The following is a 23,090-nucleotide window of genomic DNA, read 5'->3' on the forward strand; positions in this document are numbered from 1 at the left end:
CCCCGTGCGGCACGCGCGGCCCCCCGGCCGCCCGGCGCCATCCGCACCGAAGCTCTCTTCCGTACGCTGGGGACATGCGCATGCGACCCACCCTGAGCTGGATCTCCACCGAGGAAGCGTTGCCGGGCACCACCGATCCGGCACCGGTCGCCGACGCGCTGAGCCGTGGTGGCGTGCTGGTCCTCAGCGGGGCGGGCATCTCCACGGAGTCGGGCATCCCCGACTACCGGGGCGAAGGCGGAAGCCTGAGCCGCCACACCCCGATGACCTACCAGGACTTCACGGCCGACGCGGGAGCCCGTCGCCGGTACTGGGCGCGCAGCCATCTCGGCTGGCGGACGTTCGGACACGCCCGCCCCAACGCCGGGCACCGGGCGGTGGCCGCGTTCGGGCGGCGGGGCCTCCTCTCGGGGCTGATCACCCAGAACGTCGACGGTCTGCACCAGGCCGCCGGCAGCGAAGGCGTCGTGGACCTCCATGGACGCCTGGACCGGGTCGTCTGCCTCTCCTGCGGTGACGTCAGCCCGCGCCGCGAGCTCGCCCGCCGGCTGGAGGAGGCCAACGAGGGTTTCGCGCCGGTGGCCGCCTCGATGAACCCGGACGGTGACGCCGACCTCACGGACGAGCAGGTCGGAGACTTCCACGTGGCGCCCTGCGCCGTCTGCGGGGGCGTCCTCAAACCGGACGTGGTGTTCTTCGGTGAGGCCGTGCCCCCGCAGCGGGTCGAGCACTGCCGCGAACTGGTCCGAGAGGCGACCACCCTGCTGGTCCTGGGCTCCTCGCTGACGGTGATGTCCGGCCTCCGGCTCGTCCGGCAGGCCGCTCGGGCCGGAACGCCGGTGCTGATCGTCAACCGGGACCCGACCCGGGGCGACCGGCACGCCCTCACCCGCATCGCCCTCCCGCTGGGACCGGCCCTGGCCACCGTGGCCGGCCGGCTGGGCGTTCCGCTCGACGACGCGACACGAGGCCCGGACGAGGTGAGGTGACGGAGGGCGGCGCGCTCCGCGCACGACGGTGCGTGCGCTCGTCTCCCGCTCCGCCCCGCGACCCTGGAGCGGCACGGTCCGGACGCCGTACGGCAGGATGGACCCATGAGCGTAGTCAAGATCAATGTGCTGACCGTCCCCCAGGAGCAACGCGAGACGCTGGAGAAGCGCTTCGCTTCCCGGGCCCATGCCGTGGAGGGCTCCGACGGATTCGAGTGGTTCGAGCTGCTCCGGCCCGTGGAGGGCACGGACGACTACCTCGTCTACACGCGCTGGCGTGACGAGGCGTCCTTCCAGGCATGGATGGAGGGGCCGATGAAGGCGGCCCATCAGGGCGGTGACACGGCGAGCGGCGAGCGTCCCAAGCCGGCCGCCGGCGGGTCGACCGTGTGGTCCTTCGAGGTCGTGCAGCAGGCAGCGCCGACCGGCTCGTAAGCGAGCACGCACAGAGGCGGACACCGCCCGGGCCCGGTCCTGTGTCCGGCCTCGCCACCACCCGGCCGGGCAGGCAGACCGGACGGATCGGCCGGGCGGGACGCTTCCTCGTGGGCCGTGCCGGGCACGTCAGCGGTCGACCGGCGGCAGCCCGGCCAGGCCGGTATCGCGCATGACGCGGTCCAGAATCGCCTCCAGCGCGCTGTCGGCGCCGATCACCGCCTCGACGCCGGCGGGCAGCAGGTCGCGGTGCCGGTACCAGTCGCGCAGCTGGTTCTCGTCGACCTCGTCGGCGATCGGCTTGGTGGCATGCCGGGCCACGGTCTCGGCGAACGGGACGTCGAGGTAGTAGCCGTGGGTCGGGCCCCGGTGGTCGGCGCGCAGCCGGGCGAGCATGTCGCCGTAGTGCTGGGCGCAGAGGATGCCTTCGACGACCACGTGGTAGCCGGCGTCCAGCGCGTAGCGGGCCGTCAGGTCGATCAGGCCGATGTTCGCCGCGCCCGGCCGGTCGCGTTCGCGCAGTACGGTGCGGCGGAGATTGTCCTGACCGACCACCGCCAGGCCGCGGCCGAATCTGTCGCAAAGTCCGGCCGCGACGCTCGACTTCCCCGACGCGCTGTTGCCGCGCAGGACGATCAGCCGGGTTTCTTCCGTGCCCACCATCACGGCGGCCACACTATCGGCCGACGGAGCCGGTCCCGGACTGAACGCCGTCCATCGGCCCCGCCCCGTCCGATCACGTCACTCTCTGGGGGCATGCGGTCTCCTCCCGGCGGCTGATTCCCCGCCGCCCACGCGTTTTTAAGATCATCTTCGAAGAGAAGAACGGACCGACGGACCGGTGGAGCACGACATGACCTTGCTGGATGTTCTGCTGGACGCGGTCCGTGAGGCTCCCGGGCAGGTCGTCGTCCATGTGCGCGGCGACGGGAGCGAACTCACCGTCACGCTGCGGGAACTCCTCGACGACGCCCTGCGGGTGGCCGGCGGATTCCGGGAAGCGGGCGTCGCGCCCGGGACCTGTGTGCCGTTGCTCGCCGACCGCGGCGAGGACTTCCAGCCGATGTTCTGGGGAGCGGTGGCGGCCGGCCTCGTCCCGGTTCCACTGGCTCCGGACGCACGCCGGGTGCGGCCGGTCTGGGAGCACCTGGGACGTCCGCCCGTCGTCGTGGACGCCTCCACCGCGCCGACGGCGGGCGAACTTCCGGACGGTGTGCGCGTGCTGTCCCTCGACGTCCTGCGGCAGGGACCGGTCCTGCGGGAGCCGGCCGTCGCCGGACGGAACGACGTCGCGTTCGTGCAGTTCTCCTCGGGCAGCACCGGCGCACCCAAGGGGGTGGAGGTGACCCATGCCGCGGTGCTGGCCAACCTGGAGCAGATACGGACCGCCTCCGCGCTGGGCGCCGACGACGTGGTGGTCAGCTGGATGCCGTACTTCCACGACATGGGACTCATCGGCACCCATCTCGCTCCGCTGGCCGCCCGGGCCAGGCAGGTCAAGATCGGGCCGCTGTCGTTCGCCAAGCGGCCCCGCATGTGGTTCGAGGTGGCGGCCCGGCACCGCGCCACCGTGCTGTCCGGGGCCAACTTCGCCCTGGCGCTGGCCGTGCGCCGTGTTCCCGACGGCGTCCTGGCCGCACTGGACCTCTCGGCCGTACGGCTGGTCCTGGTCGGGGCTGAGCCGATCGCGCCCGCCGTATGGCGTGCGTTCGCCCGCAAGACGGCGCCGGCGGGACTGGACCCGGCGGCCGCCCAGCCGGTCTACGGTCTGGCGGAAGCGACGCTGGCGGTGACCTTCCCGCCACTGGGGGAAGTGGCCCGGCCGCTGGTCCTGGACCGGGCGTCGTTGAGCGACGGCGTGGCGGTGGACGCCGAACCGGGCGAGAGCGCCGTCGAGTTGATGGACGTCGGGCGACCGGTGGCCGGCTGCGCCGTGCGCATCGTCGACGACGAGGGCACGGCCCTCGGGGACCGGCGGGTCGGACACATCATGGTGAGCGGCCCCCAACTGGCCCGTGGCTACCACGGCCTTCCCGACGTGAGCGCACAGGTGTTCTCCGAGGGCTGGCTCCGCACCGGTGATCTCGGGTTCCTGCGGGACGGCCGGCTGTGCGTCACGGGCCGGCACAAGGACGTCCTGTTCCTCAACGGCCGCACCTTCCACGCCACGGACATGGAGGAGGTCGCGGCGGCGACACCCGGGCTGCCGTCCGGCGCTCCGGCGGTGGTCGGTTCGACCGACCCGGTGACCGGTGCCGAGCGTGTCGTGGTGTTCGTCCCCTGGGCGCGGCCTCCGCGCGACGCGGCGGAGGTGCTCGGGCGCGTCGCGGCCCGGGTCCGCGAGGCCCTGCTCCATGACGATGTGCGGGTGCTGGCTCTGCCGCCCGGGGCGTTCCCCCGTACGACGAGTGGCAAGCTGCAGCGTCGGCTGCTGCGGGAGCGCTTCGAGTCGGGCGCGTCCCGGACGAGTGTCTTCCAGGCCGGTGCGTTCACGGCGGGCGAGCGGCGGACGGACGAGTTCGCCGAGGGCGGCGCCGATCGTCCCTCCTCTCCGGCTCCCGCCCGGGCGGGAGCACCGTGGCTTGCGGCGAAGTCCCGTGCTGGGGCGCCGCCCCGGGCTCGCGCCGAGACCGTCGAGGCCGTTCGGGAGGTGTGGGCTCGGGCGCTGGACCGGCCCGCCGAGTCGATCGGGGCGCACGAGCCGTTCGGGAGCCTCGGAGGGACGTCGCTCAAGGCCATGGAGGTGCTGGTGGCACTGGAGGACGCCTTCGGGGTGACGCTGCCGCCGGCGGTCATCCGTGACCACGACACCCTTGCCGCACTCGCCGGGCACCTCCTGACGATCGCGCCCGTTCCGCGGGCGTCCGTCCCCGTGGCCGGGGAAAGCGCCGCGCCGGCGGCAGGAGACGCGGCCGGGGAGGGAGCGGCCGGCCCCGCCGCTGACTCCGACTTTGTGTCCGACCCCGGCTCCCGTTCCGGCTCCGGCTCTGGTCCTGGCCCCGGCTCCGGCTCCGGCTGTGGTTCTGACGCCGGCTCCGGCTCCCGCTCCGGATCTCCCGCCGGCGCCGCCGCCGGCGGTGCCACCACTGCGGCCGCCGTCATCGCGATGGCGTGCCGGTTCCCAGGCGCCGACACTCCCGAAGCCTTCTGGGACCTGCTCATCGACGGGCACGACGCCGTCACGCCCGTACCGCACGGGCGGTGGGACGAGGACCACGAGCGTGCGGGGCTTCGGCCGACGGCTCCCCGGAGACGCTGGGCGGCACTGCTGGAGGACCCGGCCGCCTTCGACGCCGACTACTTCGGCATCGGCGCGGACGAGGCACGCGCGCTCGACCCGCAGGCACGGATCTTCCTCGAACTGGCGCACGAGGCACTGGAGCGTGCCGGATACGCGGGGCCCCGCCGGCACGGGCGGCGTATCGGGGTGTTCGCGGCGGTCGGGGACAGCGGCTACCGGGAGGTCCTGGACCGGGCCTCGGCCGACGGCTCGTCGCCGCCCACCGCGCTCACCGGCAACCTCCCCGCCCTCATCGCCGCCCGGGTCTCCCAGTGCCTCGACCTCGACGGACCCGCACTCGGCGTGGACACGGCCTGCTCGTCGGGCCTGGTCGCTCTGCACCTCGCCCGGCGCAGCCTCCTGGACGGCGAGTGCGACCTCGCCGTCGTCGGCGGGGTCAACCTCCACCTGACCTCGGCCCCGCACCGGCTGCTGGAAGAAGCGGGGGCCCTGTCCCCCACCGGTCGTGGCCGCGCCTTCAGCACCGAGGCCGACGGCTTCGTGCCCGGTGAGGGAGGGGCGGCCATCGTCCTCACGCGCCTCGACGCGGCCGGGCGCGCGGACGACCCGGTGCTCGCGGTGGTCCGGGGCACGGCCGTCAACAACGACGGCCGGTCGATGAGCCTCATGGCGCCCAATCCGTTGCGGCAGCGCCAGGTCATCACCCGGGCGTACGAGGGGACGGGCGTCGATCCCGCCTCGGTGTCGTACGTGGAGGCCCACGGGACGGGCACGGCCGTGGGGGACCCGATCGAGCTGCGGTCGCTGGCCCACGCGTTTCCCGTACGGTCCGACGGCGAGCCTCGGCTGCTCGGTTCGGTCAAGACGAACATCGGGCATCTGCTGAACGCGGCCGCGCTGCCGGCGCTGGTGAAGGTCGTGCTGGCCCTCGGCCACCGCAGGCTGCCGCCGTCGCTGCACCACACCCCCGCCTCGCCCGGCCTCGCCCCCGCCGGTTTCTCCGTGGTGGCCGAGACCCGGGACTGGACGTCCGCCGGGCCCCTCGTCGCGGGGATCAACGCGTTCGGTTTCGGCGGCACCAACGCCCATGCCGTTCTCGAACAGGCTCCGCTCCCGGAGGCCGGGCCGCGCCGGGAGCCCCCGGAGGTCACGCATTCCCCGGGCTCTCCGGGTCCGGGCTCCCTTGACTCCCCTGGTTCCCCGGGTTCCCTTGATTCGCCGGGTCCCCTTGATTCGCCCGAGTCGTCGCCGCCCTCGTCGGCCTTGTCGTCGTCACGGTCCTCGGCTTTCCCGACCGCCCCGGGCGCCCAGGGCTCGCCCTCGTGGGGCTGCGCGCGCCGAGCTGCGGACGACGGGCCTCATCTGCTCACCCTGTCCGCGCGCGGAGCGGACGCGTTGCGGGACGCGGTGGCCCGGCTCGCCGCGGAGCTGGAGAGCCGTCCGCGACTGAGCGAGGGGGACGTCTGCCGGACCGCGAGCACGGCCCGGGACGAGGGGCCCCACCGGCTCGCCGTCATCGCGGACGGTGACCTGCGGGAACGGCTCGCCGCGATCGCCGCCGGGACGGGCGGAGCGGGCGGGCGCATCGGGAGCGTCGTCCGGTCCCGACCGCGTGTGGTCTTCCTGTTCCCCGGGCAGGGGGCGCAATTCCCGGGCCGGGACCGGGCGCTGTACGGGACGGCGCCGGTGTTCCGGGACACCTTCGACGAAGCGTCGGCGCTCCTCGGCCCGGTGTGCGGGCGGCCGCTGCTGGACTGGGCTCTGGATCCGGAGGCGGACCCGGCCGCGCAGGCCGCGACGGAGGTGGCGCAGCCGCTCCTCGTCGCCTCCGGGGTGGCGCTCGCCCGCCAGTTGCGTACCTGGGGCGTGGCGCCCGACGCGGTGGCCGGGCACAGCGTCGGTGAGATCACCGCCGCCTGTGCGAGCGGCGTGCTGACCCTCCGGGAAGCGGTGCGGTTCGCGGCCGAACGAGGCCGTCTCATGGCCGCGTACACCGAGCCCGGCGCCATGATCGCCGTCCACGGAGGCGAGGAGGCCGTCGCCTCGGCGGTGGCGGAGTCCGGCGGAGCGCTCGCCGTGGCCGCGTACAACGGTCCCGGGCTCCAGGTCCTCTCCGGGGGCGTCGCCGCCGTGGAGCGCGCCGCCCTCCGCCTCGACGCCCAGGGCGTTCCCGTCCGCCGGCTGCGGGTCTCCCGGGCGTTCCACTCCCCGCTGATGCGGCCGGTCGCCGGCCGGCTCGCCGAAGCGGCCCGTGCGCTCACCCCGCAGTCGCCGTCCATTCCCCTCATGAGCACCGTGACGGCCGAGTGGCAGCCGGTCCTCGGCCCGGCGTACCTGCGCGACCACGCCGAGCGCCCGGTGCTGTTCGGGGCGGCCTTGGAGCGCCTGGCCCGGGAGGGGTACGACACCTTCGTGGAGGTCGGCCACGGCGCGACCCTGTCGGGTGCGGTCCGCGCCGCGACGGGGGCCTACGCTGCCGGTGCGCCGGTGGCGCGCGGCGACGGGGCCCGTACGTCCGCCGGCCCGGGCCGGGCGGCACCGCCCGGGCACGGAGCGTCCCCGGTCCCCGGCGGCTCCGACCTCACCGGCTTGTCCGCTCCGCCCGCAACATCCGACGTGGCCGGAGTGTCCGAGCCCTCCAGCGGCGGAACGACCGTGGTGTGCGCGCTGCCGGGACGTTCCGGCGGCCCGGCGGACACGGAACGGCTGCCCGATGACGGGCGCGGGGCCCTTTTGGAGACCATCGGCCGTCTGTGGACGCTCGGCGTGCCGCTGGACCGGACCGCGCTCGACGCGGGACACCGCATGATCACTCTGCCCACCTATCCCTTCCAGCGCGTCCGCCACTGGGCGGACCGGCGCACGAGCCCTCTTCTGCACCGGGTCCGGTGGCAGGATTCCGCCCTGCCCGGAACGGCGGCGGGGTCCGTGCGTTCGGTGCTGCTGACCGGACCCGACTCCGCGTGCGTCGACCGGCTCGCCTCGCGGCTCTCCGCCGAGGGCGTCCGCGTGCACGCGGCGGGCGACGGGCCGCCGGACGCCGTGGTCCTGGTGGCCGGCCCCGCTCCCGGCCAGGACACCGGTGACGCCCTCGGCCGGGCCCAGGACAGCGCGATGGCCGCCTTCGGCGACGCCCTCGCGCGGTTCGACGAGACGCGCGCCGCACGGCTGCTGGTGCTGACCGAGGACGTGCACGCCACGGGGGCGGGGCGGGAAAGGCCACGGCCGGCCCACGCCGTCCTCGGCGGGCTCGTGCTGGCTCTGCCGCAGGAGACCCCGGGCACGTCGGCCACCGCCGTCGATCTCTGCTCGCTGGACAGCCCGTCCCAGCGGCTGGCGGCCGTACTGGCCGAGCTGCGTGCGGGCGCCGCCCCGGGCGGGCCAGCCTGTGTCGCCTGGCGTGCGGGGCGGCGGCTCACCCGCGGCTTCGCACCGCTGACGAGCGACGCCCCGGCACCGGCCGGGGCGACGGGGTCAGCGCTGCCGCCCGACGGCACCTTCCTCATCACCGGGGGCGGCGGCGGGATCGGCGCCGCGCTCGCCCGGGACCTCGCCGGCCGGGGCCGTCCGACCCTCGTGCTCACCGGGCGCTCCCCCCGGCCCCCGCACGGGCTGGCCGATGAACTCCGTGCGCTGGGCGCCACCGTCCACTACCGCGCGGCCGACGTCTCGGTCGAACGGGACGTCGAAGCGCTCCTGGCCGGGCTGCCCCGCCTCGACGCCCTCTTCCACGCCGCGGGGGTGGTGCGGCCCGGCACCCTGCGGAACAGGCGCGCAGAGGAGACGGCGGACGTCCTGGCCGCGAAGACCCGGGGCAGTCTGCTGCTCTCGCTGGGCCTGCGCCGGCACGGTCTCGACCCGGCGGTCCGCGTGGCGTTCTCCTCCGTCAGCGCCGTACTGCCCGGCCTGGCGGGCGCGCTGGGCGACTACGCCGGCGCCAACGCCTTCCTCGACGCGTTCGCCGCGTCGGAGCGACACGCGGGAAGGCCCTGGCTGTCGGTGAACCTCGCCGCGGTGGCGGGGACGGGCATGGCAGCGTCCCCGCGCACCGAGGGGAGGCCGAACGTCGCGACCCCGTCGGCCGCGGGAGGCCGGCCCGTGGCCACCGCTCCCGCGCTGGCGGCTCTCCGTGCGGCGTGCGGCGCGGCCCCGGCGCAGTTGCTGCTGGCCGATCTGACGCCGTCCCCGCCACCCGCCGCCGTGGCGCACCCGAACGCGACGCCGACCCTCCCGGAGGTGGAGCCGGGTACGGAACCGCCGCCCTCGGGCCCAGCGCCCGGCGCCGGAAGTCGCGGCTGTGACTGCGGCCGTGCGGAGGGCAGCGGCGGCTGTGGCACGAGCGCCGACCCCGGTGCGCGCCCGGGGGCCCGGTGCGAGGCCGGCACCGCCGCGTTGCTCCGCCGGCTGCTGGCCTCCGCGCTGGGTCTGCCTGCCGCCGGAATTCCCGACGACGAGCCGTTCCTGGCGCTCGGCCTCGACTCACTCGCCGCCGTCGACCTCGTCAGGCGGCTCGAACGGGAGCTGGACAGGGCCCTGCCCGCCACGCTCTTCTTCGAGTACCGGACCGTCGGCGAACTGGCGGCGCACCTGGACGCCACGCTCCCCCTCTCGCAGCCGCCCGCCTCCTCCCCCGCGCTGTCTCCCGCCCCCTCGCCCGTGCCGGAGGGGGTGCCCTTCCCGCTCACGCCCGTCCAACTGGCCCTCTACGCCAGCAGCCGGCTCCACCCGGACCTCCCGGCGCACGGCTACGTCCGCCAGACCGTCCGAGGCCCCCTGGACGCACGGCTCCTGGGCCGCGCCCTCGCCGCGCTCGCCGACCGGCACGCCATGCTGCGGATCCGTGTCGAGAGCCCCGCCGCGGACAGCGGCACGGCGACGCCGAGGCAGTACGTCGCGGCTCCGGCCGCACTGTCCGCCTGGTACGAGGTCCACGACATTCCCGAGGCGGCCGAGGCGTCCCGGGCCACTGCGCCCCCTGAGGTGCCCGGCCGGGTCCGGGAGCTCGAAACAGCCCTGTGCAACCGGCCGTTCGACCTCTCCGCCGAGCCTCCCGTGCGCGCGCTCCTCGCTCGGGAGAGTCCGGAACTGTCCCATCTGGTGCTGGTGATCCACCATGGGGCGGGGGACGGATACAGCCTCAACGTCCTCGCCGGGGAACTCTGGGCCCTCTACACGGCCCTCGCCCACGGGCACGCCCCGGCGCTGCCTGCGCTCGGCACTGACTTCGCGCGGTACGCGGCCGCCGCCGACGAGCGGTCCGCCCCGCGGAGTGCGCCGGTCCTCGCCGACGACCGGCGGTACTGGGAGCGGCGATTGGCCTCCCGTGACGGCTTTCTGCGCCTGCCGTACGACGGTGATCCCTCCGCCCTTCCGACAGGGCCGATGATCACACACCAGAGCGCCCTGGATCCCGTGCTGACCGCCGCGTTGGAGGAACGGGCCGCGGTGCACGGGGTGAGCCTGTTCCATCTGCTGCTCGCCGTGCACGTGCGCTGTCTGGCCCGCTGGAGCGGCCGGCGGGAGATCGCGGTGAACGTCGCCCGCGCCCGGCGCGACGATCGCCTGCCCGGACTGGACCGGCTGGTGGGGCCGCTGGCCGACTCCCTCCCTCTGCTGTGCGGGACGGACCCGGACGAGCCGGTCGGGGCCCTGGCCGAGCGGCTGGCGGAGATCTGGCTGGAGAGCGAACAGCACGCGAGCTTGACGGGCCTGGAGCTGGCGCGGCTGATCCCGACGGACCGGCCCGGGGCCGGACCCCGGACCGTGAGCCCGGCCGGCTTCAGCTTCTCGCGCTTCCCCGCCGCCCTCGACGAGCGGTGTCCGGTGAGCGTGCGGCCCACCGCTGCCGGCACCGCGACGGCCGCGACGCGCCTGAGCCTGCTGTGCTGGCAGGACGGGACGGTCCTGCGCTTCTCGTGGAACTTCCCCGCCCGCCTCTTCGACCGGGCCACGGTGGCCCGTCTGGACCGCGAATTCCACGACGAGCTGACCGCTCCGGTCCGGCCCCGCCCCGACGCTCCGGGGCTCCCCTCCGCCCGGCCCGGCCCCGGCGCCCCGGATCGGCACGGGGCCGCTGCCGGAGGGGAGGCCGGGGCCGGCCGGAGAGAGCCCGCTTCCGCCGTGCCGGCCGTCACAAAGGCCCCGCCACGCCAGGACGCCGATTCCGCCACGGTCGCCACTCGACTGGCCGACCGGTTCCGGGCCACGCCGGACGCGGTCGCCGTCGACACCGGCACCGCCACCCTGACGTACGCCCAACTCGACCGTGCCTCCCACGCCCTCGCGGTCTCGCTCCAGGCCCGTGGCGTCACCCCGGGAAGTCTCGTCGGGCTTCTCACCGGACCGGGCGCCGACACCGTCGTCTCGGTCGTCGCGGTCCTGCGTGCGGGGGCGGGCTGGGTTCCGCTGGACGCCGGCCACCCGACCGCACGGCTGGTGGACCAGCTCACGCGCTCGGGGGCCCGTACGGTGCTCTGTCACGCCGCCACCCGGGCGGTGGCGGAAACGCTCGGAGACGTCACCCTGGTGTCGGTGGACGCGGCGGTGTCCCCGGACACTTCGACACCACTCCCCCAGGGCGCCGGGCAGGACCTCGCCACGGGCCCGGACCGTGCCGCCGGCCCCGCCCGGACCCGGGACGGAGTCCCCCTACCCGACCGTCCGGCCGACGTCGGCGAGATCGCCTACGTGATCTTCACTTCCGGCTCCACCGGCCGGCCCAAGGCCGTGCCCATCACCCACCGGTCGATGGAGAACTACCTCGACTGGGCGATCGGCGCCTTCGGGTACGACTCCCACGACCGGCTCGCCCAGACCGCGTCGCCCTGTTTCGACGCCTCCGTCCGCCAGCTCCTCGCCCCGCTGCTCGTCGGCGCGACCGTGGTCACGGTGGACTGGGATCTGCTGCGCGACCCGGAACGGCTCCTGACCCACGTCGAACGCTGCCGGATCACCGTCTGGAGCTCCGTTCCCACCCTCTGGGAGCAACTGCTCAGCGCTTCGGAGGAGCGGGTACGGCGCGGCGCACCGCTGCCGGACCTCTCCGCACTCCGGTGGATCCATGTCGGCGGCGAGGCCCTGTCGCCCGCCCATGTGCGCCGTTGGTTCGACCTCTTCGGCGACGGCCAGCAGATCGCCAACCTGTACGGCCCGACCGAGGCGACCATCAACACGAGCTGCCACATCATCCGCGCCCGGCCGGGCGACGAGGTGCGGCGACTGCCCATCGGCCGCCCCGTCACCGGCACGGAGGTGGAGGTCGTCGGCCCGGACGGGGAGCCCCGGCGGCCCGGCGAGGCCGGGGAACTCCTCATCTCCGGAACCGGCCTGACCCCGGGGTACCTCGGCGAGCCGGCCCTCACCGAAGCGGCGTTCACGGTGCGGCGCGGGCGGCGCTGGTACCGCAGCGGCGACCGGGTGCGGTGTTCCGAGGACGGCGTCCTGGAATTCCTCGGGCGGCTGGACGACCAGGTGAAGATCCGCGGCAACCGGGTCGAGCCGGGCGAGATCGAGGCGGTGCTCCAGGCCCATCCGGACGTCGTCCACGCCGTCGTCCTGGCCCAGGACGGGCGCCTCAACGCGTTCGTGACGCCCGGGCCCGGATCGTCCGGCGTCGATCCCGTGGCGCTCCGGCTCCATCTCGCCGGGTCGCTGCCTCCGTACATGCTTCCGTCCCGGATCACGCGCGTCGACAGGATGCCGCTCACGAGCACCGGCAAGATCGACCGCCGCGGGCTGCCCGCCCGCCGGGAAGCCACCGCCGGGCCCGGGACGGACGACTCCGTCGGTGTCCGCGCGGGCGGCGTCCGTACGCCGCCCCGCACTCCGACGGAGGTCCGGCTGGCCGCCATCTGGTGTGCCCTGCTCCAGGCCGACGACGTGTGCCGTGAGGACGACTTCTTCGTCCTCGGCGGCGACTCCCTGCTCGTCCTGGAAGTGTTCGCCCGGCTGGAGAAGGAGGGCCGGCCGCTCCCCCGGCCCACGGTGATCTACCGTCACCGCACGCTCGCCGCCCTCGCCCGCACCGTGGACGCCGCCGTGGACGCGGTCCTGGACCCCGCTGTGGAAGCGGCTGTCGAGAACGCCGCGGACCCGGTTGCCGTTCCGGCTGCCGAAACGGTTCGCGGGGCCGGCTCCGAGGCGGCTGCCGGCACGGCCGCAGCGGACGCGTCGGGGCGGGAAACCGGCGCAGCGGCGGCCCTCCCCCCGATCACCGGCCCGGCCACCGGCCCCGCCCCCTTCCCCCTCACGCCCACACAGCGCGGCTTCCTGCTGGCCGACGCCATCGCACCGGGTGCGACATCGTCCTGGCTCACGCGCCTGCGCATGGTCGGCCGCCTCGACACCCTCCGCTTCCAGAGGGCGGTGGACGCACTCGTCGTGCGCCATCCGATGCTGCGCACCGTCTTCCCCGCCGGGGCGCGCCCGAGCGTCCAACAGGAGCTTCCGCCCTCGCTGCGCCTGCCGGTCGACTTCGAGACCCTCACCGGCCCCGCGCAGGTGGAGGAGCGGGTCGCCGCCGAACGGGCACGGCGCTTCGAACCCTGGGCCTGGCCCCTGTTGCGCCTGCGGGTGCTCACCGTCGCACCCGACGAACACGTCCTGGTGGCACACGCCCACCACATCATCGGCGACGGCTACAGCGCCGCACTCCTGGTACGGGAGCTGACGGCCGGGTACGACGCCCTGACCCACAGGGAGGAACCCGAGTACGCCCCGCTGCGCAGCACCTTCCGCGATCACTCCGTCCACCTGGCGCGGCGCACGGACGCCGCCGCCTCGAACGCCTCCGGTGCCAATTCCACCGCGTCGCCGCGGTCGGCCGACCCGACCCTCCGCGACCGGTGGGCACGGCTGCGCGCGCCCTACCGGCCACCCGTGCTCTCCGCCGGCACCAGCACCAGCGGGTCCGCGGGAACCGGCGCGAAGCCGCTCTTCCACACCCATGGGTTCACGGTCGACCCCGACCGGGTGGCGGCGCTGCGCAGGCTCGCCGCGCGCACCGGATCCACCCTCTACGCCCCGGTGCTCACCGCCTACTACCGGGCGCTCGTAGCGGTCACCGGCCGGGCGGATCTGGTGCTCGGCCTCGCGGTGAGCGGCCGGGACGACTCCGTGCCCGACGCCCACCGGGTGTTCGGTCCCTTCGCCACGGCCGTACCCCTGCGGCCGGCGGGCCCGGCGTCCGGGCGGCCCGACGACACGGGTTTCGAGGACGACCTGCGGCGGCTCGCCACCGAGGCCGCCGAGGCGCGGACGCACGAGGGAGCCGTGCCGCCGCCGACCGACGGGCTGCCGCTGACCGCACAGTTCTTCTTCACCTATCTGGACTTCTCGTCCCTGGGGCCGGAGAGCGGCCGGACGTTGACGGTCTCCCGGGAGGACGCCGACAGCGCTTTCACGCCGCCTCCGGCCGGTACGGATGTGTTCCTGGCGGCCGGTCCGGACGACGGGCGGCTGCGGATCACCGTCCGTGCGGCCGCCACGGCGTTCACCCCGGAGGCGCTGGCCGCCTTCGCGGACTCGCTACGCGACGGTCTGACGCACGCGGCGGCCTCCGCGGTGCCCGGCCCCGGCCTCCTCCCCGGCCCGGGCGGCCCGGGTCGGGACCTGCGGATGGACGCCGCGCTCGTCGGCTATCTGCCGTCCCCCGCCCACCTCGCGCGGCTCGCGGGCCTGCCGGAGGCGGCACTGCCGCGCGAGGAGTTGCGGACGCTGCTCTTCCCGGACGGGCGGCCACGGCTCCTGGAGACGCTGAGCACCCCGCTGGGTCGTTCCGGGTTCGTGTGCGTCCCGCAGTTCGCGGACGAACTCGCCCCCGGCGACGTCCTGCTGGGGCACACCGGGCGCGCGGTCGAGCTCGCCTCGTCCCTCGGCGCCCGGGCCGTGTCCCTCGCGGGCATGATCCCCTCGCTCACCGGCTACGGCTTCGAGGTCCTGCGGACCGTCGGCACGACCGGCGCCGGCCCGGCGGTCACCACCGGTCACGCGGCGACCGTCGTCTCCGTCGTCAGGACCGTGCACGCCGCTCTCGACGCGACCGGGCAGCACCTGGGCGCTCTCACTGTCGCTTTCGTGGGGCTGGGCTCGATCGGCTGCTCCTCGCTGGAGTTGCTGCTCTCCCGGAGTGCGCAGCAGCCCGCCCGCCTGCTGCTCTGTGACGTGCCGGGCAGTGGGCGGCGCCTGGAGGAACTGGCCGAAAGTCTCCGGGAACGCGGACTCGCCGAGGGCGTGGAGGTGGTCGAGTCGGGCCACGGGCTGCCGGACGCCGTGTACGGGGCGCACCTGATCGTCGCGGCGGTCAGCGGGGGCGGCACGCTCCTGGACGTCGACCGTCTCGCCCCGGGCACGACGGTGGTCGACGACTCGTTCCCGCACTGCTTCGACACATCCCGCGCCCTCGGCCGGATGGACCGGTCGAAGGACGTCCTGATCGTCGGCGGCGGGCTGCTGGGGGCCGGCCCGACTCTGCGCGAGGTGGCCGAGGGGCTGCCGGCCGCCGCGGTGGCCGGTTACCTCGCGCAGCCGATGGTGCCGGACACCATCGCGTCCTGTCGGCTGGAGTCCCTGCTCCACTCCTCGGGGACCGATGTGCCGCTCGTCCGCGGCCCGGTCGACGCGGCCACCGCCCTGGCCTACTGGGAGGCGGCGGAGGCGACCGGCATCCGGGCCGCCCCCCTCCACCTCCTCACCCGCACCATCGACCCGGACATGATCGCGCGGCGCCTTTAGTGGGTGGGGAGCAAGGGGCCGCCGGAACCCCCGTGCCGCCGTCGATGTCAGTGGTCGGGATTAAGTTCGTTCATGTCCCGCCGCGATGGCGTGGACATCCCCTTTCGCATGCATGGGAGTTGGCGCTTTGTCGGTCTGGGAGAAGTCGAGTACCGCGCGGGTGACGGCGCCCGCGCGCCCGCGGAAGCTGGCCAAGGTGCCGTTCGTCGAACTGGCCGACGGGCGGTTGCAGGGAGTCGTCTCCAGTGGATCGGACATCGGGCGCGTGTACGTGTCGTCCGTGGCGTCGCGGACGTACGCGTTCGCGTGCAGCACCAACAACAACCGACCCTGCGGCGGTGCGCGCGGCACGTTCTGCAAGCACATCCAGGCGCTCGTCGGTGAGGCGGTGCTGCAGTACGGCGCGGGGCGCGTCGCCCGCTACCTCGCGGTGGAGGCCCCGGACGGAGAGCCGGACGCCGGCGCCCTCACCGCCGCCATGACGGCCACGCGGCCGGAACAGGGCGACTCCTCGGCGGCCGCACAGGTGTTCAGCCGCTTCCTGAGGCATCTGGCCTATCTCGAACTGGAGCCGGTCACCTCACCGTTGCCCGAGATGCAGTGGTTCCCGCCGACGCGGGCGGTGGCCTGATGCGCGCCGACCTGCTGTCCGATCCGGTCGAAGGGCTCGACGAGGCCCTCGCCGCCGTGGACGCCTTCGACGGGGCGCTGGTGGCCGGACTGCTGCGGCCGGGCCCCGACCAGGCCGCAGCGCTGACCGGGCTCGCCGACGCCGTCGCCGGTACCCCGCTGGCCGCGCGGGTCGCCGAAGCGGTCGGCAGGGCGATGTCCGGGGCCGCCGGCGAGGACCACTTCGTGGCGCTCGCCGCCGCCCGCGGCGCGCTGCTCGGCGCCGCGCACGACGCCCTGTCCCACCGGATAGAGGAGACCGTCGGCCGTCCCCACGCCGAGGACGAGCGGGGCTCCGCCCCGGTGCCCGCCGTGCCGGACCACGGAGCGAACCTCCTGGCGGCGGCCCGCAGCTGGCTGTGCGACCTCGCGCGCCGCGGCTGGCGGGGCATCGACCACGAGCTGGTCGCCGGGGCCGCGCCGGTGGTCTCCGCGATGCTGCCCGATCCGGGCTCCCGTCGTCCGGCGACGCTGCTCGACGGGTTCGCCGCCGAACTCGCCGCGTCCTGCCCGGGGGCGACGCTGGAGCGGGTGCCGGCGCGCCGCTGGGCCGATCTGTGGTCGCGCGCACTGCTGCTGACGGTCCCCGGCTCCGCGGGGGAACCGCCCGTGGTCCCGGTGACCGGTCGTCTGCTGCCGCTCGGCGTCGATGTGCAGGAGCATACGACGGCCGTGCAGGCACAGGTCCACGCCGTGTTCGAGCCCGCGGACGGCGGGGCGCCCCGCCTGGTGCGCGCCGGGGTTTCCGCGCCCAAGCCGGACACCGTCGTCGGGGCGGGCCTGTGGCAGCTGCTGCGTCCCCGCATGTCCTTGCTCGGCGCCGTGAGCGAGGGCTGTTCGATGGTGCTCGACGCCATGCCGGTGACGGACGAGGGGGATCTGGTCTGGGACGACGAGCGGGCGCGTACGGGCGAGCCCGCCGATGCCTTCACCACAGCCCGTGTGATGCTGTCCGCCGCGACGGCCGCCCGCGTCGCGCCGCTGGACCGGCATCCGGTCCGGATCGCCGTTCCGGTGCTGCTGGAGGGGTACACCGTCCGGAGCGAGGAGGGCCGGCTCGCGTTCGACGTGGCCGGGCGGCTTCTGGCCGTCGACACCGACCGGGCGCCCGCCGCCGGTCCGCTGACGCCCGAGGCGGTCGCCGCGTCCCACTCCTGCGTGGGGCTGCTGCGCTGGGATGCCGGTGCGTTCCTGGTCCAGCCGCTCGCGGTCGAGTCGACCGTACGGAAGAAGGCCGTCGCCGTGCACGCGGGGGCGTGGGCGGGCGGCACCACCGACAAGGCCGGTGTCCGGGCGGAGAAGGCCGCCACCGACGCCGTCGCCGTGCTGCGCGAGCGCGCGGGAAGGCTGTTGCGGAAATGACCGACGAACTCACCGGGCAGCCTCCCGGCCCCGGCGGCCCGGCCCCGGCCGGGCCCGACCCGCACGACAACCGCCGTCAGGTGCTGTACTGGCGGCTCCTGGCCCGTCTCTTCGACGGTGAGGAGCAGCCCGCGCTCGAATCGGCGAGCCTGGGAGTGGTCGAGGACATCGGACTGCCGTCCGCGCTGCTGGATCCCGGGACGTCGCTCGATTCGGTCGTGCAGCGCCATCCGGAGCTGGCCGCCGAGTTCGACGGGCTGATGACGCCCGCCGCCGATGCGGTCGGCACGGGCTCCGGGGCGGCGCCGGACTCCGGCGCGACCGAGGATTCCGGTGCGGTGCGGAGGGATGTCGATACGGCGGCCGAGGCCGGCGAATCCCGAGACCGGGCGGCGGAGGTACGCCGGGCGGCGCTGGTGTCGAAAGTGCTCCTCAATGTCTTCGCGACGGGCGGGAGCACGGTGACGGCCGAGCGGCTGGCGCGCTGGCAGTCCGACGCGGGCTGGCTGGAGCGTGCGCTGGGCAGTCCGCCCGGCGGGCTCCGCGGCGGGCGAGCGGCGGGCGCGGGCCTGGACGGCGGCGGCCTCGGTCCCGAGCTGGCGGCGATCGAGGCGGATCTCGTGGGACGCATGCGGCTGCGGGAGGTGCTGGCCGACCCGGCGCTGGCCGCGCGGCTGACCCCGAGCATGTCACTGATCGAGCAGTTGCTGAGGGACAAGGGCAATCTGTCCGGTGTGGCTCTCGCCAACGCCAAGTCGCTCATCCGCCGTTACGTCGACGAGGTGGCCGAGGTGCTGCGTACGCAGGTGGAGAAGGCGACCGTCGGCGAGCTGGACCGTTCGGTGCCGCCCAAGCGAGTCTTCCGCAATCTCGACCTGGACCGCACGATCTGGAAGAACCTCACCAACTGGAGTCCGGAGGAGGAGCGGCTCTATGTCGACCGCCTCTACTACCGGCACACCGTCCGCAGGACGACGCCGCAGCGGCTGATCGTCGTGGTGGACCAGTCCGGTTCCATGGTCGACTCGATGGTGAACTGCACCATTCTCGCGTCCGTCTTCGCCGGCCTTCCGAAGGTGGACGTCCATCTCATCGCCTACGACACCCGCTCGATCGATCTCACGCCCTGGGTGCACGACCCGTTCGACGTACTGCTGCGCACGAACCTCGGCGGGGGCAATGACGGGCCCGTCGCGATGGCGATGGCCCGCCCGAAGATAGCCGAGCCGAAGAACACCGTCATGGTGTGGATCTCCGACTTCTACGAGTTCGACCGCTCCCAGCCGCTGTTCGAAGGCATTGAGGCCGTCCACCGCTCCGGGGTGAAGTTCATCCCCGTCGGCTCGGTGACCAGCTCCGGACGGCAGGAGGTCAATCCCTGGTTCCGTGAGCGGTTCAAGGCCCTGGGCACACCCGTGGTCTCCGGGCACATCGACAAGCTCGTGCACGAACTCAAGACCTTCCTCACCTGAGGTCCCGGGGCGCTGCCGGCCCTGAGGGCCCCCGAGGACATGCGGGCGGGGCCCGCCCACCACGAGCCCGCCCTCCCTGCGCCCTTGTCCCTTCGCCTGCTCCCCCTCGCTCGTTCTCCTCGGTCTCCTCCTTCTCCACCTCCCTCTCCCTCTCCCCTCTTCCTCTTCCTCACTTTCCCGCCTGTGCAGAAAGGCCAGCTGATGTCCGACGTGTTGCGCGCCCCCGCCGAGACCAAGTACGCGGAGGAGCTCGACTGGCTGGAGTCGATCGACGACAGCCCCAAACCGTTCTCCTGGCGGCTGTCGCCGAAAATGGTCCGCCTGTTCATCCTGGGGTCCGAACGCGCCGACGGCCTGGACCGGGAGATCTCGCAGAAGTGGTTCGGCGACCGGAGTTTCGTCGAGCGCTCGATCGTCACCCTCGCCTCCGACCGCGGCCTGCTGCTGATAGGAGACCCCGGCACGGGCAAGAGCTGGCTGGCGGAGCTGCTGTCCGCCGCGATCTCCCGCAACTCCACCCTGGTGGTGCAGGGCACGGCCGGCACGACCGAGGACCACATCAAGTACGCGTGGAACGTGTCCATGGTCATCGCCAAGGGACAGTCGCGGGAGTCGATGATCCCGTCGCCGATCATGACCGCGATGGAGACGGGGGCCATCGGCCGCTTCGAGGAACTGACGCGTTCCACCAGTGACGTCCAGGACGCGTTGATCTCGATCCTCTCGGAGAAGTACATCTCGGTCCCCGAGTTGCAGAGCGACGGCACGGACGCGGGCGACAACATCGTCTTCGCCAAACCCGGGTTCTCGATCATCGCGACCGCCAACAGCCGCGACCGTGGCGTCAACGACCTGTCGTCGGCGCTGAAGCGGCGCTTCAACTTCGTGCGCATCCCGGTCGTGACGAACAGGAAGAGCGAGGCGGAGATCGTCCGTTTCCGCACCGAGGAACTGCTGCGCCGCCACGCGATCGACCTGGACGTGCCGCCTACCCTGCTCGACATCCTTCTCCAGAGCTTCGCCGATCTGCGGGCCTCCGCCGCGGCGGCGGGCAGCGACGACGAGAAGCTGGAGTCCGCGTTGTCGACGGCGGAGCAGATCGGCGTGCTGGAGGACGCCGTCCTGCACGGCAACTTCTTCGGTGAGAGCACGCTGACCGCCCGGGCCCTCGCCTCCTCTCTCGTCGGTTCCCTCGCCCGGAGGGACCCCGAGGATCTCGCCATCTTCAACAAGTATCTGCACGGTGTCATCGAGCCGCGCAGCAAGCAGGAGGGCGGCCCGTGGCCGGAGTTCCTGGACGGCGGCCGCGACACGATCGCCAGGCTGTCATGAGCGGGTCCCCCACGAAGGGCTCCGGGGAGACGCCGTTCACCGCTCTGCGCGGGCAGCTGCACAAGGCCGCCACCGCCTTCGCCGGCGGCCCGGACGCACTGGAGGGCATCCTTCTCGGCATGGTCGACGACGTCGAACGGGCGGTGCGCGAGCCGCTGGAGATCTTCCCCGTCTGCCACCACTCGCCCGCATCCGCCCTCGCCATGGCCCGCCGGCTGCGCGAGAAGCAGCCCAAGGTCGTGTATCTGGAGCTGTGCGAGGACATGGCACCGCTCCTCGGCGAGCTGCGCAACTGCCGCCTGCCGGTGGCGGTCCAGGCGTTCGCGAGCGACGTCGACGGGTTTCCCGCGGAGTGGGCCCCGCTGTCGGTCGTCGCCCCGGTCACCGAGGCGTCCGCCGAGTATCAGGTCATCGCGTACGCCCTCGACACGCCGGGCGTCGAGCTGGTCCTCGTCGACCGGTCGTCGGACCACGTCTTCCAGTGGGACAGCCGCCCCGGAGAGCACCCCTCGGAGAGCGCCTCCGGTCCCGCGGCGGAGCCATCGGAGCCCGAAGCCGGGATGCACGGTGAGGCGGTCGGCGTGGAGATCGGCGACCTGCGGCCCCGCTTCGCCGAGCTGGAGGAGCATCTGCTGCGCCACGGCAAGGTGCGGCACTGGTCGGAGTGGTGGCACCAGTACGTCGAGGTGCCGCTCGGCGACAGCGACCACGACACCTACCGCCAGGTCATGTTCCTCATCGGCAGCCTGTTCCGGAGGCTCGCTCCCGGCGACGGGGACCGTGTCCGGGTGGACGAGGACCGCGAGCGGTTCATGTGGACCCGGATGCGCGAACACCTGGCGTCGAGCGGGGCGGATCCGGAGGACTGCCTGTATGTGTGCGGCGCCTTCCACGCGGCCAGCCGGGTGGAGGAGTTCGGGGTGGCGGGCAGCGGGTCGTTCGCGATCACCCCGCGCTCCGCCACGACCTGGCGACACGGGCTCATCCCGTCCAGTCACGCGGCGATCGAGGCTCAGTTCGGGCTGGCTTCCGGATCGGTGTCGATCGCCGCGTCGCAGTGGGCGAAGAATCTTGAGCGGACCCGGGTGCGGCCGTACCGGCTGGCGGGGCAGGACGGTGCGAAGAAGTCCCGGGCCGCGAAGAAGGCGGCGCCGAGGAAGACCGCGGCGGCCGTCCCCCCGGCCTCGGAGCACGCCGCGGACCGGCTCTCCGGTTTCCTGCGCCGGCCGCCGGTCCTCGACGCGCTCGACGAGGCCGAGCTGCTGGGCTGGTCGGTGGACGTCGTGCGCGCGGCCCGGCGCGCCGGCTTCCAGGCGTCCACCGCCGACGCCATCGCGGTGTTCGAGACGTCGATCCTGCTCGCCGGAGTACGGGACCGGGCCAAGCCCACGCCGTACGACTTCCAGGACGCGGCGATCACCTGCATCGAGAAGGACACGGTGCCGGGCCGGCGGGATGTGCGCCGTCTCGTCGAGATCATGATGGGCGGCGACCGGGTCGGCCGGGTCGGCTACGACGCGCTGCCGCCACTGGCGCGCGATGTGCACGACCGGCTCGCGCCGCTGGAGTTGAAGTTGCAGCAGCGTGGCGTGCAGCGTGCCCTGCTGGACGTGCACGCACGTCCGGAGCTGGGGGCGTGCTCCGACGTGCTGTGGATCCTTCGCCGTCTGCTGCCGCACGGCGCGGCCCGGCCGATCATGGGTGAGCGGAAGCTCGGCGAGCGTTCGATCCAGGAGTCGTGGGACCTGGCGCTGGGCACTCACCAGCGGGCGCTCATCGAGCTCGGGTACGAGGGCGTGAGCATCGAGCAGGTCCTGGAACAACGGCTGCGCCGCGAAGCGTACGGGGCGCGGGCGACGACGGCGGTCGTCCTCGCCGCTGTCGAGGACGCGACGCTGTACCTCGGCAGCAGGCGTCTCGCCGATGAGCTGGGGGCCCGCGCCCTGGAAGTCCTCGCCGCCGAACGCACCGTGGACGGGGCGCCGGAGGTGCTGCGCCGGGTGCGGGGGCTGCTGGCCTACTACCGGACCGGTGAGCCCGCGCTGCCGTGGTGGGTGGAGTCGTTCGTCAAGGCCGGTTACGCGCACTACTGCACCTTGCTGCCGACGGCGTTCACGGACGAGGACGCGACGGTGGGGCAGGTGGCGGCGATGCTGGGCTTCCTGTTCAGCATGGAGAGTCTGGCGCTGTCCCTGGGCTGCGACCGCACCCAGTTGGAGCTGGCCGTCGCGCAGTCGCGCCCCACGGATCCGGAGAGGACGGCGCTTTTGTGGGCGGCCCGGGTGCAGCTCGGCGTCCTGTCCCGGGCCGAGTTGCGGGAGCGCTGCGGTGAACTGCTGGCGAATCCGATGCTGGTGCCCGCCTATCCGCGCTATCTCAGCGGCTTCGTGCACGCGTTGGTGCCGGTGCCGGGGTTGGCGGACGTGGTGGTGGAGGCCGTGTCGAACGCCTTCGGGCGGCTGCCGGATCCGGTTCTGCTGCCGTGGCTGCCGACCTTGATCACGACGCTGCGCGCCGGAGCGGCGGACCTGGCCCCGCTGCTGATCCGTGAGGCGGGCCGGATCTTCCCGGCCCGCCTCGCGGCGCTGGACGCGTGGGTGCCGCCGTGGCGTGCTGCGACGGCGGAGGGCGCACCGGACGCCGGCCGCGCGCGGGCGGCCGGCGGAAGCCGCGGCACCGCCCTTCTCCTCACCCACCCGGAGGCGCTCGACGCGTACGCGGAACTGCTCGGCTGCGACGGCGAGTGGTCCGCCCCCGAAGCGGGCCCGGCGGGCGCTGCCCTGATGGCACAGCACCCGGACACCGCGGCGGCGTGGGAGTCGCTGCTCGCGAGAGGCGGGTGACGGGCGAGCAGACCAG

9 protein-coding genes are annotated in these 23,090 nt (G+C 74.1%); 8 read left to right on the forward strand and 1 reads right to left on the reverse strand.

Going from position 1 to position 23,090, the window contains the following annotated elements; all coding sequences use genetic code 11:
- The first annotated feature begins 80 nt into the window (after positions 1-80).
- A complete protein-coding gene (locus ACIQMU_RS22705; RefSeq protein WP_402689589.1) occupies positions 81-989 on the forward strand; it encodes an NAD-dependent protein deacetylase in 909 nt (302 codons plus the stop codon).
- A 105-nt stretch (positions 990-1,094) separates the two neighbouring features.
- On the forward strand, positions 1,095-1,424 hold the full coding sequence (locus tag ACIQMU_RS22710; RefSeq protein ID WP_352242541.1) for an antibiotic biosynthesis monooxygenase: 330 nt from the start codon (positions 1,095-1,097) through the stop codon (positions 1,422-1,424).
- A 129-nt stretch (positions 1,425-1,553) separates the two neighbouring features.
- Here the strand turns inward: ACIQMU_RS22710 and ACIQMU_RS22715 are convergent, their stop codons facing one another.
- Positions 1,554-2,087 carry an AAA family ATPase gene (locus tag ACIQMU_RS22715; protein WP_402689590.1) on the reverse strand — a complete coding sequence of 178 codons (534 nt, stop codon included), beginning with the start codon at positions 2,085-2,087 and terminating at the stop codon, positions 1,554-1,556.
- Between the two features lie 178 nt (positions 2,088-2,265).
- Between ACIQMU_RS22715 and ACIQMU_RS22720 the strand changes: the two genes are divergently transcribed.
- The 6 genes from ACIQMU_RS22720 to ACIQMU_RS22745 all read left to right on the forward strand — a co-directional run bounded on the left by ACIQMU_RS22720 (position 2,266) and on the right by ACIQMU_RS22745 (position 23,074).
- A complete protein-coding gene (locus ACIQMU_RS22720; RefSeq protein WP_402689556.1) occupies positions 2,266-15,396 on the forward strand; it encodes an amino acid adenylation domain-containing protein in 13,131 nt (4,376 codons plus the stop codon).
- A gap of 112 nt (positions 15,397-15,508) precedes the next feature.
- Complete coding sequence (locus ACIQMU_RS22725) at positions 15,509-16,027, forward strand: hypothetical protein (protein ID WP_352242539.1); 519 nt, start codon at positions 15,509-15,511, stop codon at positions 16,025-16,027.
- On the forward strand, positions 15,997-17,427 hold the full coding sequence (locus ACIQMU_RS22730; protein ID WP_402689557.1) for a hypothetical protein: 1,431 nt from the start codon (positions 15,997-15,999) through the stop codon (positions 17,425-17,427). Before ACIQMU_RS22725 ends, ACIQMU_RS22730 begins: the two co-directional genes overlap by 31 nt.
- The gene (locus tag ACIQMU_RS22735) at positions 17,424-18,899 is read left to right on the forward strand and encodes a VWA domain-containing protein (protein WP_352242537.1); all 1,476 of its coding nucleotides are present in this window, start codon (positions 17,424-17,426) and stop codon (positions 18,897-18,899) included. Before ACIQMU_RS22730 ends, ACIQMU_RS22735 begins: the two co-directional genes overlap by 4 nt.
- Before the next feature lie 201 nt (positions 18,900-19,100).
- Positions 19,101-20,231, forward strand: a complete 1,131-nt coding sequence (locus ACIQMU_RS22740) for an AAA family ATPase (protein ID WP_352242536.1) — start codon at positions 19,101-19,103, stop codon at positions 20,229-20,231.
- Positions 20,228-23,074, forward strand: coding sequence for a hypothetical protein (locus ACIQMU_RS22745; RefSeq protein WP_402689558.1), 2,847 nt, complete (start codon positions 20,228-20,230; stop codon positions 23,072-23,074). Before ACIQMU_RS22740 ends, ACIQMU_RS22745 begins: the two co-directional genes overlap by 4 nt.
- The last annotated feature ends 16 nt before the right edge of the window (positions 23,075-23,090 follow it).

This window comes from Streptomyces sp. NPDC091649 (genome assembly GCF_044756785.1).
GTDB lineage: Bacteria > Actinomycetota > Actinomycetes > Streptomycetales > Streptomycetaceae > Streptomyces.

What these genes read in the sequence shown, in the direction of transcription:
- ACIQMU_RS22705 (WP_402689589.1), top strand. Translation starts at nt 81, where the DNA reads ATGCGACCCACCCTGAGCTGGATCTCCACCGAGGAAGCGTTGCCGGGC.
- ACIQMU_RS22710 (WP_352242541.1), top strand. Translation starts at nt 1,095, where the DNA reads ATGAGCGTAGTCAAGATCAATGTGCTGACCGTCCCCCAGGAGCAACGC.
- ACIQMU_RS22715 (WP_402689590.1), bottom strand. Translation starts at nt 2,087, where the DNA reads ATGGTGGGCACGGAAGAAACCCGGCTGATCGTCCTGCGCGGCAACAGC.
- ACIQMU_RS22725 (WP_352242539.1), top strand. Translation starts at nt 15,509, where the DNA reads ATGGGAGTTGGCGCTTTGTCGGTCTGGGAGAAGTCGAGTACCGCGCGG.
- ACIQMU_RS22735 (WP_352242537.1), top strand. Translation starts at nt 17,424, where the DNA reads ATGACCGACGAACTCACCGGGCAGCCTCCCGGCCCCGGCGGCCCGGCC.
- ACIQMU_RS22740 (WP_352242536.1), top strand. Translation starts at nt 19,101, where the DNA reads ATGTCCGACGTGTTGCGCGCCCCCGCCGAGACCAAGTACGCGGAGGAG.
- ACIQMU_RS22745 (WP_402689558.1), top strand. Translation starts at nt 20,228, where the DNA reads ATGAGCGGGTCCCCCACGAAGGGCTCCGGGGAGACGCCGTTCACCGCT.